Source organism: Pseudomonas sp. WC1 (assembly GCF_050586565.1).
Lineage (GTDB): Bacteria > Pseudomonadota > Gammaproteobacteria > Pseudomonadales > Pseudomonadaceae > Aquipseudomonas.
Genome location: NZ_JBOBDQ010000026.1, coordinates 14,129 through 30,423, shown reverse-complemented (window position 1 = coordinate 30,423; position 16,295 = coordinate 14,129). Strand labels below are relative to the sequence as shown.

At 67.3% G+C, this 16,295-nt stretch carries 14 protein-coding genes; 8 read left to right on the top strand and 6 right to left on the bottom strand.

What is annotated here, in order from left to right:
• The first annotated feature begins 57 nt into the window (after positions 1-57).
• The 4 genes from ACQ4OD_RS13805 (at position 58) to ACQ4OD_RS13790 (ending at position 6,742) form a co-directional block, all read left to right on the top strand.
• On the top strand, positions 58-1,710 hold the full coding sequence (locus ACQ4OD_RS13805) for a VRR-NUC domain-containing protein (RefSeq protein WP_258701609.1): 1,653 nt from the start codon (positions 58-60) through the stop codon (positions 1,708-1,710).
• Positions 1,707-3,962, top strand: a complete 2,256-nt coding sequence (locus ACQ4OD_RS13800) for an ATP-dependent DNA helicase (protein ID WP_198754508.1) — start codon at positions 1,707-1,709, stop codon at positions 3,960-3,962. The genes ACQ4OD_RS13805 and ACQ4OD_RS13800 overlap by 4 nt, the downstream gene beginning before the upstream one ends.
• 79 nt (positions 3,963-4,041) lie before the next feature.
• Positions 4,042-5,679, top strand: coding sequence for a phosphoglucomutase (alpha-D-glucose-1,6-bisphosphate-dependent) (gene pgm, locus ACQ4OD_RS13795; protein ID WP_139670798.1), 1,638 nt, complete (start codon positions 4,042-4,044; stop codon positions 5,677-5,679).
• A 175-nt stretch (positions 5,680-5,854) separates the two neighbouring features.
• Positions 5,855-6,742 (top strand): pirin family protein, encoded by an 888-nt coding sequence (locus tag ACQ4OD_RS13790; RefSeq protein WP_139670800.1) that lies wholly within the window; start codon positions 5,855-5,857, stop codon positions 6,740-6,742.
• Positions 6,743-6,837: 95 nt separating this feature from the next.
• Here the strand turns inward: ACQ4OD_RS13790 and ACQ4OD_RS13785 are convergent, their stop codons facing one another.
• A complete protein-coding gene (locus ACQ4OD_RS13785) occupies positions 6,838-7,254 on the bottom strand; it encodes a RidA family protein (protein WP_023632135.1) in 417 nt (138 codons plus the stop codon).
• A complete protein-coding gene (locus tag ACQ4OD_RS13780) occupies positions 7,254-8,570 on the bottom strand; it encodes a flavin-containing monooxygenase (protein ID WP_258598110.1) in 1,317 nt (438 codons plus the stop codon). The genes ACQ4OD_RS13785 and ACQ4OD_RS13780 overlap by 1 nt, the downstream gene beginning before the upstream one ends.
• 256 nt (positions 8,571-8,826) lie before the next feature.
• Here ACQ4OD_RS13780 and ACQ4OD_RS13775 point away from each other — a divergent pair, with 256 nt between their 5' ends.
• Complete coding sequence (locus ACQ4OD_RS13775; protein ID WP_258700900.1) at positions 8,827-9,504, top strand: DUF1028 domain-containing protein; 678 nt, start codon at positions 8,827-8,829, stop codon at positions 9,502-9,504.
• Positions 9,497-10,657, top strand: coding sequence for an acetylornithine deacetylase (gene argE, locus ACQ4OD_RS13770; protein WP_102684945.1), 1,161 nt, complete (start codon positions 9,497-9,499; stop codon positions 10,655-10,657). Before ACQ4OD_RS13775 ends, argE begins: the two co-directional genes overlap by 8 nt.
• 48 nt (positions 10,658-10,705) lie before the next feature.
• On the opposite strand, the gene ACQ4OD_RS13765 is transcribed toward argE, so the two are convergent.
• The gene (locus ACQ4OD_RS13765; protein WP_038705936.1) at positions 10,706-11,143 is read right to left on the bottom strand and encodes a carboxymuconolactone decarboxylase family protein; all 438 of its coding nucleotides are present in this window, start codon (positions 11,141-11,143) and stop codon (positions 10,706-10,708) included.
• Positions 11,144-11,341: 198 nt separating this feature from the next.
• Here ACQ4OD_RS13765 and ACQ4OD_RS13760 point away from each other — a divergent pair, with 198 nt between their 5' ends.
• Together ACQ4OD_RS13760 and ACQ4OD_RS13755 are read left to right on the top strand one after the other, a co-directional pair.
• Positions 11,342-11,800 carry a nucleoside deaminase gene (locus ACQ4OD_RS13760; RefSeq protein WP_139670808.1) on the top strand — a complete coding sequence of 153 codons (459 nt, stop codon included), beginning with the start codon at positions 11,342-11,344 and terminating at the stop codon, positions 11,798-11,800.
• On the top strand, positions 11,797-12,990 hold the full coding sequence (locus ACQ4OD_RS13755; protein WP_258598106.1) for a cyanate transporter: 1,194 nt from the start codon (positions 11,797-11,799) through the stop codon (positions 12,988-12,990). Before ACQ4OD_RS13760 ends, ACQ4OD_RS13755 begins: the two co-directional genes overlap by 4 nt.
• On the opposite strand, the gene ACQ4OD_RS13750 is transcribed toward ACQ4OD_RS13755, so the two are convergent.
• The 3 genes from ACQ4OD_RS13750 to glcF all read right to left on the bottom strand — a co-directional run bounded on the left by ACQ4OD_RS13750 (position 12,983) and on the right by glcF (position 16,294).
• Positions 12,983-14,416 (bottom strand): PLP-dependent aminotransferase family protein, encoded by a 1,434-nt coding sequence (locus ACQ4OD_RS13750; protein ID WP_430944437.1) that lies wholly within the window; start codon positions 14,414-14,416, stop codon positions 12,983-12,985. The two genes, ACQ4OD_RS13755 and ACQ4OD_RS13750, sit on opposite strands and share 8 nt — an antisense overlap.
• Before the next feature lie 106 nt (positions 14,417-14,522).
• A complete protein-coding gene (locus ACQ4OD_RS13745; RefSeq protein WP_139670814.1) occupies positions 14,523-14,861 on the bottom strand; it encodes a hypothetical protein in 339 nt (112 codons plus the stop codon).
• 194 nt (positions 14,862-15,055) lie between these two features.
• Positions 15,056-16,294, bottom strand: coding sequence for a glycolate oxidase subunit GlcF (gene glcF, locus ACQ4OD_RS13740; RefSeq protein WP_110699499.1), 1,239 nt, complete (start codon positions 16,292-16,294; stop codon positions 15,056-15,058).
• Between the last annotated feature and the right edge of the window lies 1 nt (position 16,295).

The window sequence follows — 16,295 nt, the reverse complement described above, 5'->3', positions numbered from 1 at the left end:
CCAGCAGGCGGTCTGTATGTATAACCAGTGCTTGTTCCCCTGCGCCCGACCTGCACCGTGATCGCCCATTCTGTCGATGATCCCTTGTACTACCTGTATAACTTCCGTCAGGTCCTGAGCTGGGTCGGGCAACGCTACGCCGACCTGCTGGACCGCGATGAGCACCGTTTCATCCAGGTGTTCAGCGAGTTGCCTGTGTCAGCGCAGGCGCTGCTGGTACGGATGGTCATGCGCAAGGGCGAGTGGTTTCGCAGGGACAAGCTCGACTACGCCGAGATCGGCGATGCCGACGCGGCCCTGGTGCCGCTGTTGGCTTTGGGCTGGGTAACAGCCGACGCACCGTTGGCCGTCGAGCAATTGTGGGCTTTGCTGCGCAAGGATGAGCTGGCCGGGCTTTTCGCCGGGAAAATTCCCCGGCCTAGGGCCAGCAAGGCCGAATTGCTGGAACAGTTGCAGGCACTCGAGCTGGCGCCCAGGCCCCTGGCACAGTGGTGCCCCGATTTCCCGACGCTGATCCTGCACTGGAGCCGGCAGCCATTATGCGACCGGCTGCGGCTGTTGTTCTTTGGCAACCTGTACCAGAGCTGGTCCGATTTCGTGCTGGCCGATCTGGGCGTGTTCCGTTACGAACAGGTGGCGTTCAGCGCCGACTCGCGGGCCTTGCGCCAGCGTAGCGAGGTCGACCTGGCCATGGCCTTGCACCAGTGCGCCGAGCGCCTCGAGCAGGGCGCCGCGCCCGCCGAACTGCTCGCGGCACTCGCGGGCCTTGACCACAGCAACCCCTGGTTGGTCCGTCGTCGGGCGCGGCTGCTGTTCAGCATCGGCCAGCAATGCGAGCGTGCTGGCGACTGGGACCTGGCGTTGCAGGTCTATGCCGACTGCGCCCACCCCGAGGCGCGCATCCGCCAGGTCCGGGTATACGAGCGCAGCGAGCAGTGGCAGCCGGCACTCGCATTGGCCCAGGCCATGGCCCAGGCGCCTGCCAACGCGTTGGAATGCCAGGCGCTGGAGCGCATGCTGCCACGGTTGGCGCGCAAGCTCGGCGGCCCGCCACAACCGCGTCGGCGCACGAGCGCGGTCACGCTCATCGAGCTGGAACTGCCGGCCGTGATGGCGGCACTGGGGGTGGAGGAGGCGGTGCGTCTGTATCTGGAGCAGCAGGGCGGGGCTGTCCACTACGTCGAGAACACCCTGTTCAACAGCCTGTTCGGCCTGCTGTGCTGGGAGGCGATCTTCGCACCGGTACCAGGTGCTTTCTTCAACCCATTCCAGGCCGGGCCCCAGGACCTGCATGACACGGACTTCCAACTGCGCCGCGCCGAGCTGTTCGCAACCTGCCTGGGCCGGCTCGACGATGGCAGTCACCGTGAGGCCATTCGGGCCTGCCATGCGGCCAAGCAAGGCCTGCAGTCGCCGTTTGTGTTCTGGCAGATGCTCGATGAGCCACTGCTCGAACAGGCACTCGAGCACCTGCCGCCCGAGCATTTGAAAGCCTGCTTCCTGCGTTTGCTGCAGGACATCCGCGCCAACCGCGCCGGCATGCCCGACCTTATCCAGTTCTGGCCGGGGCAGGGCGGCTATCGCATGGTCGAGGTCAAGGGGCCGGGCGACCGCCTGCAGGACAACCAGCTGCGCTGGCTCGAGTTCTGCCACGCCCACGGGTTGCCGGTGGCGGTCTGCCATGTGCGCTGGCAGGCTACGCCGGCATGAGCTACACCGTGGCCGTCCGCGCCCTGTGCGAATTCAGCGCCAAGGTCGGCGATCTCGACCTGCGTTTCACGCCGTCGCCCAGTGCCCAGGAAGGTATCGCCGGGCACCGCCGGGTGGTGGCCAAGCGCGGCGCCGGCTATGAGTCGGAGGTGGCGCTGGAGGGCGAATACCAAGGCCTGAGGGTGCGCGGCCGTGCCGATGGCTACGACCCGGCACGCAACCGGCTGGAAGAGATCAAGACCCATCGCGGCGACCTCGCCCGCCAGCCCGACAATCACCGCCAACTGCACTGGGCCCAGGCCAAGGTCTACGCCTGGCTGCTGTGCCAGGCGCGGCAGTTGCCGGCGATCGACGTGGCGCTGGTGTACCTGGACGTCGACAGCGACGGCCAGACCGTGATCAGCGAGCATTGCGGCGCCGACGACCTCAGGCGTTTTTTCGAAGCTCAGTGCCAGCGCTTCCTGGCCTGGGCGCAGGCGCAGGAACGACGCCTGGCCGAACGCGACCGGGGTCTGCTGGCCCTGACCTTTCCTTACCCTGCGTTGCGTCAAGGCCAGCGGCAACTGGCCGAGACCCTGTACAAGGCGGTGAGCACCGGCCGTTGCCTGATGGCTCAGGCCAGCACCGGCATCGGCAAGACCCTCGGCACCCTGTTTCCGCTGCTCAAGGCCGTGGTGCCTCAGCAGTTGGACAAGCTTTACTTCCTCACGGCCAAGACCCCAGGGCGGGCCCTGGCCCTCGATGCATTGCGCCAGATTACCCAGGCGTCGCCGCAACCGGCCCTGCGCAGCCTGGAGCTGATCGCCCGCGACAAGGCCTGCGAGTTTCCGCAAAACGCCTGCCATGGCGAGTCCTGTCCCTTGGCGCGGGGCTTCTACGACCGCTTGCCCGCTGCCCGTGAAGCGGCCGCGCAGGTGCCGTTGCTCGACCGCGCCAGCCTGCGCGAGGTGGCCTTGGCACACCAGGTCTGCCCCTATTACCTGGGGCAGGAGATGGCGCGCTGGGTCGACCTGCTGGTGGCCGACTACAACTACTACTTCGACGCCCATGCATTGCTGTTCGGCCTGGCCCAGGCCAATCAGTGGCGCACGGCGGTGCTGGTGGACGAGGCGCACAACCTGGTCGAGCGCGGACGGCAGATGTACAGCGCCAGCCTCGACCAGGGCCAGTTGCTGGCACTGCGCCAGGCCAAGCCGGCCGGGCTGGGCAGCGCCCTGGACCGGCTGAATCGGCAATGGAACGCGTTGTACAAGGGGCAGGTCGCGCCCTACCAGGCGAGCGAACAGCTGCCCGACGCCTTCCTGCGCGCCCTGCAGCAGTGCATCGGGCTGATCCAGGAGCGCATGAACCAGGCGCCTGCCGAGGTCGAGCCCAAGGTGCTGGAGTTCTACTTCCAGGCCTTGCAGTTCAGCCGTATCGCCGAGCTGTTCGATGAGCACTTCCTGTTCGATATCAGTCCGCGCAACGGCCCCCGTGGACGGCGCCTGGCCACGTTGTGCCTGCGCAACGTGGTGCCTGCCCGGCTGCTGGGCCCCCGCATGAGCGCGGCGCGTAGCGTCACGCTGTTTTCCGCGACCCTGAATCCCCGGCACTTCTACACCGACCTGCTGGGCATGCCGGCCGACACTGCATGGCTGGAAGTCGCCGCGCCGTTTCGCGCCGAGCAGTTGCAGGTGCGCATCGTCAGCGAGGTGTCTACCCGCTACCAGCAGCGCCATGCCTCACTGGCGCCGATCGTCGAGCTGATCGCCGCTCAGTTTGCTGGCCAGCCGGGCAACTACCTGGCCTTCTTCAGCAGCTTCGAGTACCTCGAACAGGTGGCGCGACTGCTGGCCGAACGCTACCCGGCGCTACCCATCTGGCGCCAGTCTCCCGGCATGGACGAGGCCAGCCGCGAGGCCTTCCTGGCGCGCTTCGTGGAGCACGGTCAGGGGGTGGGTTTCGCCGTGCTCGGTGGCGCCTTCGGCGAGGGTGTCGACCTGCCGGGCAGCCGCTTGATCGGCGCTTTCGTCGCCACCCTCGGACTGCCCCAGGTCAATCCGGTCAACGAACAGTTCAAGCAGCGCCTGGGCCGCCAGTTCGGCGCCGGTTTCGACTATGCGTATCTCTATCCTGGGGTGCGCAAGGTGATCCAGGCCGCAGGCCGGGTGATCCGCGGCGACCACGACCGGGGTGTGCTGGTGCTGATCGACGAGCGCTTTGCCGAACCACGGGTTCGGCAGATGTTCCCCGGCTGGTGGCAACTGGCGTGAACGCCGCCATCGCCTGGCGCTGAAACTCCCAGTACACTGCGCGTTCCAACACCAACATCCGTTGATTTCGAGGTTCCGCATGACGCTCAGTCCTTTGGCAGGCAAGCCGGCTCCGGCCAGCGTGCTGGTCGATATCCCCCGCCTGTTGACCGCTTACTACACCGGCCGTCCTGACGCCGCGGTGGCGGCCCAGCGCGTGGCCTTCGGCACCTCGGGCCACCGCGGCACTTCGTTCGAACTGAGCTTCAACGAATACCACGTGCTGGCGATCACCCAGGCCATCTGCCTGTATCGCCAGGAGAAAGGCATCGACGGCCCGTTGTTCATCGGTGCCGATACCCACGCGTTGTCCGCCCCGGCCGCCGCCAGCGCCCTGGAGGTGTTGGCCGCCAACGGCGTGCAGGTGATGTTGAGCAAGGACGACGAGTACACGCCGACACCGGCAGTGTCCCATGCCATCCTCTGTTACAACCGTGGCCGCCAGCAGGGCCTGGCCGACGGCATCGTCATCACCCCGTCGCACAACCCGCCGCAGAGCGGCGGCTTCAAGTACAACCCGCCCAACGGCGGCCCGGCCGACAGCGACGTGACCAAGTGGATCGAGGCCAAGGCGAACGAGCTGCTGGCGGCGAACCTGGCCGGCGTCAAGCGCATGGACTACCAGCAGGCGCTGGCGGCGCCGACCACTCAGCGCCACGACTACGTGAGCAGCTATGTCGCCGACCTGGAAAACGTCATCGACTTCGACGTGATCCGCAGCGCCAACCTGCGCCTGGGCGTCGATCCATTGGGCGGTGCCGGCGTGCGCTACTGGTCGGCCATCGCCGAGCACTACCAGCTGAACCTGGAAGTGGTGAACACCGAGGTCGATCCGACCTTCCGCTTCATGACCGTCGACTGGGACGGGCAGATCCGCATGGACCCGTCCTCGCCTTACGCCATGCAAGGCCTGATCGGCCTGCGCGAGCGGTTCGACGTGGCCTTCGCCTGTGACCCGGACCACGACCGCCACGGCATCGTCACCGCCGATGGCCTGCTGCAGCCGAACAACTACCTGGCCGTGGCAATCGACTACCTGTACCGCAACCGCCCGCAATGGCGCAGCGATGCCGCCGTGGGCAAGACCGTGGTCTCCAGCGGCCTGATCGACCGCGTCACCGCTGGCCTGGGCCGTGAGCTTTACGAAGTGCCGGTGGGCTTCAAGTTCTTCGCCCAGGGCCTGTTCGACGGCTCGCTGGGCTTTGGTGGCGAAGAGAGCGCGGGCGCCTCGTTCCTGCGCAAGGACGGCTCTGTCTGGGCCACCGACAAGGACGGCCTGATTCCGGCGCTGCTGGCGGCCGAGATGACCGCCCGCACCGGGCGCAACCCGAGCCAGATCTACGCCGACCTGACCGCCAAGCTGGGCAAGCCGTACGCCACCCGTGTCGAGGCCAAGGCCGACGCTCGGCAGAAGGCGTTGCTGAGCAAGCTGGCGCCGGAACAGGTCAAGTCCACCGAGCTTGCCGGCGAGCCGATCCAGCAGATCCTCAGCCATGCGCCGGGTAACAACCAGGCCATTGGCGGCCTGAAGGTGATGACCGAGAACGGCTGGTTCGCCGCGCGGCCGTCCGGTACCGAGGATATCTACAAGATCTACGCCGAAAGCTTCATCGACGAGGCGCACCTCAAGCGCCTGGTGGCCGAAGCCCAAGTGTTGGTGGACGCGGCGATCGCCTGATCGACGCATCGCGGGGCAAGCCTGCTCCCACTGCCTGCTTCGTTCAGGCGTGGGAGCGGGCTTGCCCCGCGAGTCGTTTGGTTGTTCCACTGATGGAACGATCCATGCCGTTTCAGCTATCTACCGCAGTATTGGCCTCATCTGTAAGGTGTAACCCATCAACAGGAGGCTTCTCATGAAAAAGATCCAGGGTATCCACCGCAGCCCCAACGCCCACTGGGTGGGCGACGGCTTCCCGGTGCGCAGCCTGTTCACCTACGACCACCTGGCGCGGCATATCAGCCCGTTCCTGCTGCTCGATTATGCCGGGCCGCATGACTTCGCCCCGACCACTGCACGGCGTGGTGTCGGCCAGCACCCGCACCGCGGTTTCGAGACCGTCACCATCGTCTACCAGGGCGAACTGGAGCACCGCGACTCCACTGGTGCGGGCGGTCTGATCGGGCCGGGCGACGTGCAATGGATGACCGCCGCGGGCGGCATCATCCACGAGGAGTTCCATTCCCCGGCATTCGCCCAGCGCGGCGGCACGCTGGAGATGGTGCAGCTGTGGGTCAACCTGCCAGCCAGGGACAAGCGCGCCGCAGCGGGCTACCAGACGCTGTTGGCCAACGACATTCCCGTGGTGACACTGGAAGGCGAGGCGGGCAGCCTGCGGGTGATCGCCGGGCGTTACCTTGACCATCAGGGGCCGGCGCGCACCTTTACCGAGATGGACGTCTGGGACCTGCGCTTGAAGGCGGGTGCCACGCTGCAACTGCCGGCGGCCGCCGGGCGCAATGCCGCGCTGGTGGTGCTGCGCGGCACGCTGCGGGTCAACGATGAGCGCGAAGCCGGTGCGGCCAGCCTGGTATTGCTGGAGCGCGACGGTAACGGCGTGCGCCTCGAGGCACTGGCGGACGTCAGCGTGCTGCTGCTCAGCGGCGAGCCGATCGACGAGCCCATCGTCGGGTATGGCCCGTTCGTGATGAACAGCCAGGCCGAGATCGCCGAATCGTTCGATGATTTCCAGGCCGGGCGGTTCGGGCAGATGGGAGGTACCGAGCGCGGCGTCCGACAATGACAAAGCGTTGACTCCAATCGCCGGCAAGCCGGCTCCCACAGGATCTGTGCTATCCCTGTGGGAGCCGGTTTGCCGGCGATTGCTTTTTCAGACGATCACAGCTGATCCGGCACCACCGCGATCACATCGATCTCCATCAGCCACTCGGCCTGCGCCAACCCCGCCACCACCAACCCGGTGGAAATCGGGAACACGCCCTTGAGCCACTTGCCCACTTCCTTGTACACCGGCTCACGGAACCGTGGGTCGGTGATGTAGGTGGTGGTCTTGACGATATGCGACAGGTCCGAACCTGCCTCTTCAAGCAGCTGCTTGACGTTCTTCATCGCCTGTTCGGCCTGCGCCTGCGGGTCGCCCAGGCCGACCAGGCGGCCTTCGAAATCGGTGCCGACCTGCCCGCGCACGTAGATGGTGTTGCCGGCGCGCACCGCCTGGCACAGGTCATTGTCCAGGGTCTGGTTGGGGTAGGTGGCCTTGGTGTTGAACATGCGGATGCGAGTGTGAGTAGGCATCAGTGGGCTCCGAAAGTGCTGATGTTGCTGATCAAGGGTTGCTGCTCATCTGCCGCGCGCTGCTCGCGGTCGCGGTAAGCCAGGTAGGTACGCTGGGTGGCGATGTGACCGGCGACGTGCTTGGCGTCGTGCCACACGCCCCAGATGAACGAAGAGCCACGGCGCGACAGCCAGGGCAGGCCGAGGAAGTACACGCCTGGTTCTTTCGACACGCCACGCTGGTGCTGCGGCTTGCCATTGGCGTCGAAGGCGTCCACCTGCAGCCAGCTGAAGTCCACGCCGTAGCCGGTGGCCCAGATGATGGTGTTGACGTTGGCCTGGGCCAGGTCCAGCTCGCGCAGCGGGTTGCTGACGCAGGCAGGGTCGGGCAGGCGCTTGCGCGCTTCGGGCTCTTGCGGCAGGTCCAGGCCGTTGCGTTCGACATAGGCGTCGGCGGCGTCCAGCAGGGCCAGGTAGTTCTCGTCGCCGCGGTTGATGTTCTCGGCCAGGTTGTCCTGGAAGCGCGCCACGCCGCCCTCGAACGACTGGGTCAGGCCGACCAGGGTCATGCCCTGGTGGGCGAGGGCGCGGAAGTCCACGGTGTGGCCACCACGGGCGCCGGACACGGCGATGGTCACATGCTCGCGGCCGGGCTTGGCGATCTCGGCATCCCATTCGCCGAGCACGCCCAGCCACCAGCAGAAATCACGGTTGCGGTAGCTGCGTGGCGGGCGGTCGTGGGCACCCACCGACAGGTACACCTGGCGCCCGGCGCGCATCAGCTCCTCGGCGATCTGCACGCCGGAGGAGCCGGCGCCCACCACCAGCACCGCGCCTTCAGGCAGTTGCCCGGGGTTGTAGTAGGCGGCGGAGTGGATCTGGTGCAGGCCTTCGTCCTTTGGCGCGATGGCCGGGATCACCGGGCGCTGGAACGGGCCGGTGGCGGCCACCACGCGGTTGGCGTGGATCACGCCCTGGTTGGTTTCGATGGTGAAGCCCGGGCGGTCGGCGTTGCGCACCACCTGCCTGACCTCGACGCCGGTGCGCACCGGCAGGTTGTATTTGCGCACGTACTGCTCGAAGTAGTCGGCGACCTGGTCCTTGCCGGCGAAGGCGTCGGCGTCGAGGTCGAATTCAAGGCCCGGGAAGCGGTCGTGCCAGGCCGGCCCGTTGGCCACCAGCGAATCCCAGCGCCCGGTGCGCCAGGCCTCGGCGATGCGCTTGCGCTCCAGCACCAGGTGCGGCACGCCAAGCTTGCTCAGGTGTTCGCTCATGGCCACGCCGGCTTGGCCGGCGCCGACTACGAGGGTGTCGATTTCGATGTTGTTCAGTGTCATGTCCCAGCCCTTCTTCAGCGGCGTTCTTGTTCAGGTCGGTGGGGACCGCCTTTGCCTGGGGCCAGACTAGGGATGGGGGGGCAATCGCGAAAATAGTATTTAGCTGGGGCTTGCCGATAAATTGGCGAAGGGTGGATGGGCACCGCTGCGCGCCGCATCGCCATAGTTTTTTCCTGCCCTGTGCCGAGGAAAATGTTGGTTTCGCCGCTGCCTTGGCCCGCCGAGAATGCCGGTAACTCAACACAGGAGCTGCACCATGACCTTCTCCATCATCGGCCGCTGCCAGGAAACCGGCCAGGTCGGCATCGCCATCAGTTCTTCGAGCATCGCCGTCGGCGCCCGTTGCCCGTGGGTGCGCGCCGGGGTCGGTGCCGTGGCCACGCAGAACATCACCTTGCCGGCCCTCGGCCCGCAGATCCTTGATGCCCTGGAACAAGGCCAGCTGCCGCCTGCCGCGGCGCTGGACCGGGTGCTGAGTGCCAATGGCTGGAGCGAATACCGCCAGGTCACGGTGATCGACAGCCAGGGGCAGGTGGCGCTGTTCACCGGCAAGGAGGCGCTGGGCACGCACAATGCGGTAGCCGGTGAGCAATGCGCGGCGGCCGGCAACCTGCTGTCGTCGCAGATGGTGATCGCGGCCATGGTCGCGGCGTTCGAGCAGGCTGGTGGCCATCTGGCTGATCGTCTGCTGGCGGCCATGCACGCGGCAATGGCGGCCGGGGGCGAGGCGGGGCCGGTGCACTCGGCGGCCTTGAAAATCGCCGGCGAGCTGACCTGGCCGCTGGTTGACCTGCGGGTGGACTGGACCGAGCAGGACCCGATCGCCGAACTGGACTCCCTATGGCAAGCCTATCGCCCGCAGATGCAGGACTATGTGACCCGCGCGCTGAACCCGACCGCCGCGCCCAGCTACGGAGTGCCCGGCGATGAGTGAAGCGAGCAGTCGCGTGCTGCTGGAGCGGCTGGTCGGCTTCGCCACGGTCAGCCGTGATTCCAACCTGGAGCTGATCGCCTTCATTCGCGATTATCTAGCCGGGTTTGGCGTTCACAGCGAGCTGTTCCACAACGATGAAGGCACCAAGGCCAACCTGTTCGCCACGATAGGCCCGCTTGACCGGGGCGGCGTGGTGCTGTCCGGGCACACCGATGTGGTGCCGGTCGACGGCCAGGCCTGGAGCGTCGAACCGTTTCGCCTGAGCGAGCGCGACGGGCGCCTGTATGGCCGTGGCACGGCCGACATGAAGGGCTTCATCGCCTCGGTGCTGGCGGCGGTGCCGGCGTTTCTTGCCCAACCCCTGAAGATGCCGGTGCACCTGGCGTTCTCCTATGACGAGGAAGTCGGCTGCCTGGGCGTGCGTTCGATGTTGGCGGCCGTGGCGCAGCGCCCGCACAAGCCGCGGCTGTGCCTGATTGGCGAGCCCACCGAGCTCAAGCCGGTGCTCGGCCACAAGGGCAAGCTGGCCATGCGCTGCGAGGTGCACGGTGCCGCCTGCCATTCGGCCTATGCCCCCTATGGGGTCAACGCCATCGAGTACGCGGCGCGGTTGATCGGCAAACTGGGCGAGATCGGTGATGAGCTGGCGCATCCCGAGCATCACGACGGGCGTTTCGACCCGCCGTTCTCCACAGTGCAGACCGGGGTGATCAAGGGTGGACGGGCGTTGAACATCGTTCCCGAGGAATGCGAATTCGACTTCGAAGTACGCGCCTTGCCAGGCTTTGAAGCCCAGGCGGTGGCCGACCGCCTGCAAACCTACGCCGAGGCCGAGCTGCTGCCGCGCATGCGTGCGGTGAATGCGGCCAGTGCGATTCGCTTGCGGCCATTGAGCGCCTACCCGGGGCTGGCCACGCCTGCCGCCAGCGAGGCCGCGCAACTGGTGGCGTTGCTCAGTGGCTCGGATGACTTCGGCACGGTGGCGTTCGGCACCGAGGGCGGGTTGTTCGACCAGGCGGGGATTCCCACCGTGGTTTGCGGGCCGGGGAGCATGGAGCAGGGGCACAAGCCCGATGAGTTCGTCAGCGTCGAGCAGTTGCGTGGCTGCGATGCGATGCTGCGGCGCTTGGTCGAGTACCTGACGCAGGCATGATCGATGGCGATGCAAACCCGCCCCGGCAGGGGCGGGGACCCGGTTGACTTAAGCCGGCACCATCGCAAAGCCCACGCCGAAGCGGTTCCAGGCATTGATGGTGGCGATGGCCAAGGTCAGGTTGGCGATTTCCTTGGCGCTGAAGTGCTCGAGCAACGCCTGGTACTCGTCTTGCGGCGCGCCGCGCTCCGGGAGGCGGGTCAGGCTCTCGACCCAGGCCAGGGCGGCACGTTCGCGGGGAGTGAAGTAGCGGGTCTCGCGCCAGACGCTCAGGGTCTGCAGGCGCGCCTCGGTTTCACCGGCCTTGCGCGCATCGTTGGCGTGCATGTTGACGCAGTAGGCGCAGCCATTGACCTGCGAGGCGCGCAGGCGGATCAGCTCCAGCAGCGAGTGTTCCAGGCCGGAGGCGACCAGCGCCTGTTCGAGGCCGATCATGGCCTTGTAGGCTTCCGGCGAGTGCTTGGCCCATTCGATACGGTCATGCATGGTGAGGCTCCAAAGGTGTTCAGGTGGCAAGTGGCACTACCTTAGCGCCGCGTCGCGCCGTGCCGAATAGCCAATCCCGCGCTTTGCCAGGAGGCCAATCGCGCATTTGGATGGCCACTGACAGGCATCCAATCTCTTCATTTCTGTCGGCGCGTCGCAGCCGGGATAATGGCCGGGTCAATACCGGAGAACCGTTTCATGTCCGCAGATCGCTACATGCGCGAGGCCCTCGAGCTGGCCCGCGCCAATATCCAGGCCGGCGGCCGCCCGTTCGGCGCCGTGCTGGTCTACCAGGGGCAGGTGATCGCCCGCGCCGTCAACGAGATCCACAGCACCCAGGACCCGACCAGCCACGCCGAGATGCAGGCCATCCGCCAGGCCGCCCAGGTGCTCGGCCGGCCGCGCCTGGAGGGCGCCGAGATCTATGCCAGCGGCCACCCGTGCCCGATGTGCCTGGCAGCCATGCACCTGTGTGGCATCGAGCGTGCCTGGTTCGCTTACGACAACGACGAGGGCGAGCCCTATGGGTTGTCCACCGCCGCGGTGTATGCGCAGATGGCCCGCCCGCCGCAGCAGCAGAGCCTGCCCCTGCGCCCGCTGAAACCCGTGGGTGAGGGCGGCCTGTACCGTGAATGGCAGCAGGCCAGCCAAGGATGAGGGGCGCGCTGAACCTGTTGCTGGTGGTGCTGCTGGCCCTGAACCTGCGGCCGATCCTCACCAGCATCGGCCCTTTGCTCGAACCCATGCGCCAGGGCACCGGCCTGGGTTACCAGCAGGCGGCGTTGCTGACTGCGTTGCCGGTGCTGTGCATGGGCCTGATCCCGTTGTTGCAACCCTGGCTGCGGCGCTGGCTGAGCGAGCATGGCGGCATGCTCGCAGGGCTTGCGGCCATTGCCCTGGCCTGCCTGTGGCGCCTGCAGCTGGACAGCGCCTGGGCGTTGATCGCCAGCGCCGTGGTCGCCGGCTTGGGCGTTGCCGTGGTGCAGGGCATGATGCCGGGGCTGGTCAACCGCTGGTTCCCCAGCCGCCTGGCGGCGAGCATGGGGCTGTATTCGGCGGCGTTGATGAGCGGCGGTGGTTTGGCCGCGGTGCTCGGCCCTGCGATTGCCGCACACTTTGGCCATTGGCAATTCGGCCTGGGCCTCTGGGCGCTGCCGGCGCTGCTGGCAATGGCCGCCTGGGTGCTGCTGCGTCCGCGCCAGCTCACGCCAAGCCTGGCCGCCGGCAGTGGCGGGCACTGGTTCGGCAACCGCAGGGCCTGGCTGCTGGCGTTGTACTTCGGGCTGATCAATGGCGGCTATACCAGCATGGTGGCGTGGCTGCCGGCCTATCACCTGGAACACGGCGGCACGGCCCAGGGGGGCGGCGAGCTGGTCGGCCTGATGACCCTCTTCCAGGTCTGCGGAGCCCTGGGTCTGCCATTGCTGCTGCGGCGCCTGGTCGATCGCCGGCCTGGCCTGTGGTTGGCCTTGCTGATCCAGCTCGGTGGCTTCCTCGGCCTGCTGCTGGCGCCGGCCAGCGCCATGGGCCTGTGGGTGGCGATGATCGGCCTGGGCCTGGGAGCCTGCTTCAGCCTCAGCCTGACGCTGACCCTGGAGCACCTGCGCAGCCCCGGCGAGGCCGGCAGCCTGGCGGCGTTCGTCCAGGGCGTGGGCTTCATCGTCACCGGCATCGTGCCGTACATCACCGGCTGGCTGCGCGATGTCAGCGGCGACTTCCAGGCCTCCTGGACCCTGCTGGCCTGCACCGTGCTGGCGATGTTGCTGGTGACCGCGTGCTTTGCGCCGCAGGGCTACGCCAGGGCGATTGCCCGTGGCCAGCGGCCCAGTGAAGCGCTGGTCAACTGAGGCGCTGCAGGGTGTCGGCGATCCGGTCCAACGCCGGGTCGATATCCAGCAGCTCGATGGCACCGAAGCCCAGCAGCAGCCCCGGCCGCACCGGGGCTTCGCTGAAGAACGGGGCCAAGGAGTAGAGGCCCACCTCCACCTTGCGCGCCAGGCTGATCAGCAACTCGACATCCACTCCAGGCTTGGCCAGCGCGCTCAGGTGGAAACCGGCGCTGGTCGGCACCGCGTCGAACCACGGCGCCAGGTCGCCGCCAAGCCGCGCCAGGATCCGCTCGCGGCGGGCGCTGTACACCTCGTGGCAACGGCGGATGTGCTTGTTCAGGTGGCCTTCGCCAAGGAACCGCGCCAGCGCCCATTGCTGCAGGGTCGGGCTGTGCCAGTCGCTCAGGTGCTTGGCCACGCAGGCGGCCTGCAGCACGGCGGGCGGGAGCACCGCATAGCCCAGGCGCAGCTCGGACAGCAGGGTCTTGGAGAACGTCCCGACATACGCCACCAGGCCATGCCGGTCCATGCGTTGCAGGGCCTCGGCGGCAGGCCCCTGGTAGCGGAACTCGCAGTCGTAGTCATCCTCGATGATCAGCGCGCCAAGCGCGGCAGCTCGCGCCAGCAGCGCCTCGCGCCGTGGCACGGCCATGGGCATGCCCAGCGGGAACTGGTGCGAGGGGGTCACGTAGATCAGCCGGGTGCCATCCTCGATCTGCTCCACGCACAATCCCTGGTCGTCCACCGGCACTGACTGCAGGCGTGCGCCCAAGGCCTGGAACAACTGCCGGGCCGGTGGGTAGCCCGGGTCTTCCATGGCCACCTTGCAGCCGGGCTCGACCAGTACCCGGGCAATCAGGTCCAGGGCCTGCTGGGCGCCGTTGCACACCAGCACATCACTGGGGTCGCTCTGGATACCCCGGGTGAAGGCAATGTGATGGGTGATGGCCTCGCGCAGTTCGGGCAGGCCCTGGGCGGAAAACTGCCGCTCGGGGTGACGCTGGCTGCGGCGCAGGGCGTAGTTCATGCAACTGCGCCACTGATCGTAGGGAAACTGCGACTTGCTCGAGGCGCCGCCGATGAAGTCATAGCGCGAAGGCGCGTCCAGCGCCCGCTGGGCCAGTACCGTGGCGCGCTGGCGCCAGCCTTCGAGGGTGTCGGCGGCGGCTAGCGGTATATGCTCGCTGTCGCCCTGGCGCAAGGTGTGGCGTGGGGTAATGAAGGTGCCGCGGCCAACCACGCCGCTGAGCAGGTTGTCGTAGGTCAGGCGTGAATAGGCTTCGGCCACGGTCTTGCGCGAGACCCCCAGCTGTTCGGCCAGCAGGCGGGTGGGCGGCAGTTGCGTGCCGGCGGCGAGGTGGCCGCTGTCGATGCCGGCGCGCAGTTGCCGGTAGAGCTGCTCGGCAAGGCCTTTGCGGCCTTCGAGGCGGATGTGCAGTTCCATCGTGGGAAGGGTCCGAAGCGCAGGGATGTAGAAGCTTCGGGGTTTATCGGCAAAGCCGCAAGGGCCGCAGGCGCGAGCCAGACCCGCGCCTGCAGGCTGCGGGTGTTCACAGGCGGGCGGTGCTGATGGTGATGTAGCCTTTTGCGGGCAGCGCGATGCGGATCACCGTTTGGTCGTCGCAGGCCTTGCGTTTCTGCCTGATGCATACGCCATCCACCGTGGCCTCGCGCATGCGGGCGGGGATGGCGCGGCCCTTGGCGTCGAAAAAGGCCTCGCTGGCGAGCAGCTCGACGCGCTCGATCAGTTGGCGGGTGTGCTCGTCGGTGGCGCAGAAGAAGCGCACGCCCGACAGGTTCGGGTTGTCGTCGGGGTTGCTGACTTCATGGGCCAGCAACTGGCGCAGGGTATGGCGCAGTTCGCGGGTGGGGCGGTCGTGTGTGGGCATGGCATGGCCTCGTCTGGATGGGGTTGGCCGCGTCGGGGCGACCGTAACGTCTCCAGGTCGGATGATGTTTTGCCGAGGGTGTGGCAACAATCAAGAAGCGTCCTTGCTTTTGGTAGGAGGGTTCCGAAAATATAGGCAGGAGGTTGAACATCGCCTTGATCCGCGTCAGCTCCAGCGCCTGTTGCCGAGTCCGTTCATGCCCAGTCAGAAGGCTTGGGATCGAGCGCCGCCTCGACGATCTCGACCCAGTGCCGCACCGGTGTTCGCCCAGCGCTTCCAAGGTGCACCTGGCAACCGATGTTGGCAGTGGCAATGACCTGTGGGCTGCCGCTCTCCAGGGCATGCAGGCGATCATCGCGCAATTGCCGCGCCAGCGTCGGCTGGGTCAATGAATAGGTGCCGGCCGAGCCGCAGCACAGGTGGCCATCGGGCACCGGGGTGAGGTGAAAGCCCAGGCGCGTCAGCAGGCTTTCCACCGCGCCGCCGAGCTTGAGCGCGTGCTGCAAGGTACACGGGCAGTGAAAGGCCAGGCGTTGCTCGGCGCACACCCCCAGTTGCTCCAGTGGCTCGGCCTGCAGCACCTGCACCAGGTCACGGGACAGCGCGCTGACCTTGGCGGCCTTGTCGGCATAGCGTGGGTCGCCTTCGAGCAAGTGACCATAGTCGCGCACGAATGCGCCGCAGCCGCTGGCGGTCTGCACGATGGCCTCGGCGCCGGCCTCGATGGCCGGCCACCAGGCGTCGATGTTGCGTCGGGCACGCTCCAGGCCGCGTGCCTGGGCATCCAGGTGATAGTCCACGGCCCCGCAGCAAGCGGCCTCGGCTATCGGTTCGACACTGATACCGAGGCGGTCGAGCAGGCGTGCGGTGGCAGCGTTGGTATTGGGTGAGAGCGCTTGCTGCACGCAACCCTCAAGCAGCAATACGCGGCGGGCGTGACCCGTTGGCGGGCGCTGGCCGGCGGCGGCGATCCGTGGCGGCAGCTTGGCCTTGAGGTTGGCAGGGAGCAGGGGGCGCAGGGCTAGGCCGGTGTGGAGCAAGGCCTTGAACAGCGCCGGCCGCGGCACTACCGCACGCAAGCCGCCGCGCAGCAGGCGCTGGCCCAGTGGTCGCGGCACCTGACGGTCGACCACCGCACGGCCGATATCCAGCAGGTTGTGGTACTGCACCCCTGACGGGCAGCTCGTCTCGCAATTGCGACAGCTCAGGCAACGGTCCAGGTGCGTCTGGGTGCTGGCGCTGACCGGTTCGCCTTCGAGCACCTGCTTGATCAGGTAGATGCGCCCGCGTGGGCCGTCCAGCTCGTCGCCGAGCAACTGGTAGGTGGGGCAGGTGGCGGTGCAGAAGCCGCAGTGCACGCAAGAGCGCAGGATGCGCTCGGCCTCGTCGGCGCGGGCCAGGCAGCGGGCGGAGTCACTCAGTCGGGTTTGCATG

What these genes read in the sequence shown, in the direction of transcription:
- glcF (WP_110699499.1), bottom strand. Translation starts at nt 16,294, where the DNA reads ATGCAAACCCGACTGAGTGACTCCGCCCGCTGCCTGGCCCGCGCCGAC.
- ACQ4OD_RS13765 (WP_038705936.1), bottom strand. Translation starts at nt 11,143, where the DNA reads ATGCATGACCGTATCGAATGGGCCAAGCACTCGCCGGAAGCCTACAAG.
- ACQ4OD_RS13745 (WP_139670814.1), bottom strand. Translation starts at nt 14,861, where the DNA reads ATGCCCACACACGACCGCCCCACCCGCGAACTGCGCCATACCCTGCGC.
- pgm (WP_139670798.1), top strand. Translation starts at nt 4,042, where the DNA reads ATGACGCTCAGTCCTTTGGCAGGCAAGCCGGCTCCGGCCAGCGTGCTG.
- ACQ4OD_RS13775 (WP_258700900.1), top strand. Translation starts at nt 8,827, where the DNA reads ATGACCTTCTCCATCATCGGCCGCTGCCAGGAAACCGGCCAGGTCGGC.
- ACQ4OD_RS13780 (WP_258598110.1), bottom strand. Translation starts at nt 8,570, where the DNA reads ATGACACTGAACAACATCGAAATCGACACCCTCGTAGTCGGCGCCGGC.
- argE (WP_102684945.1), top strand. Translation starts at nt 9,497, where the DNA reads ATGAGTGAAGCGAGCAGTCGCGTGCTGCTGGAGCGGCTGGTCGGCTTC.
- ACQ4OD_RS13750 (WP_430944437.1), bottom strand. Translation starts at nt 14,416, where the DNA reads ATGGAACTGCACATCCGCCTCGAAGGCCGCAAAGGCCTTGCCGAGCAG.
- ACQ4OD_RS13755 (WP_258598106.1), top strand. Translation starts at nt 11,797, where the DNA reads ATGAGGGGCGCGCTGAACCTGTTGCTGGTGGTGCTGCTGGCCCTGAAC.
- ACQ4OD_RS13790 (WP_139670800.1), top strand. Translation starts at nt 5,855, where the DNA reads ATGAAAAAGATCCAGGGTATCCACCGCAGCCCCAACGCCCACTGGGTG.
- ACQ4OD_RS13785 (WP_023632135.1), bottom strand. Translation starts at nt 7,254, where the DNA reads ATGCCTACTCACACTCGCATCCGCATGTTCAACACCAAGGCCACCTAC.
- ACQ4OD_RS13800 (WP_198754508.1), top strand. Translation starts at nt 1,707, where the DNA reads ATGAGCTACACCGTGGCCGTCCGCGCCCTGTGCGAATTCAGCGCCAAG.
- ACQ4OD_RS13760 (WP_139670808.1), top strand. Translation starts at nt 11,342, where the DNA reads ATGTCCGCAGATCGCTACATGCGCGAGGCCCTCGAGCTGGCCCGCGCC.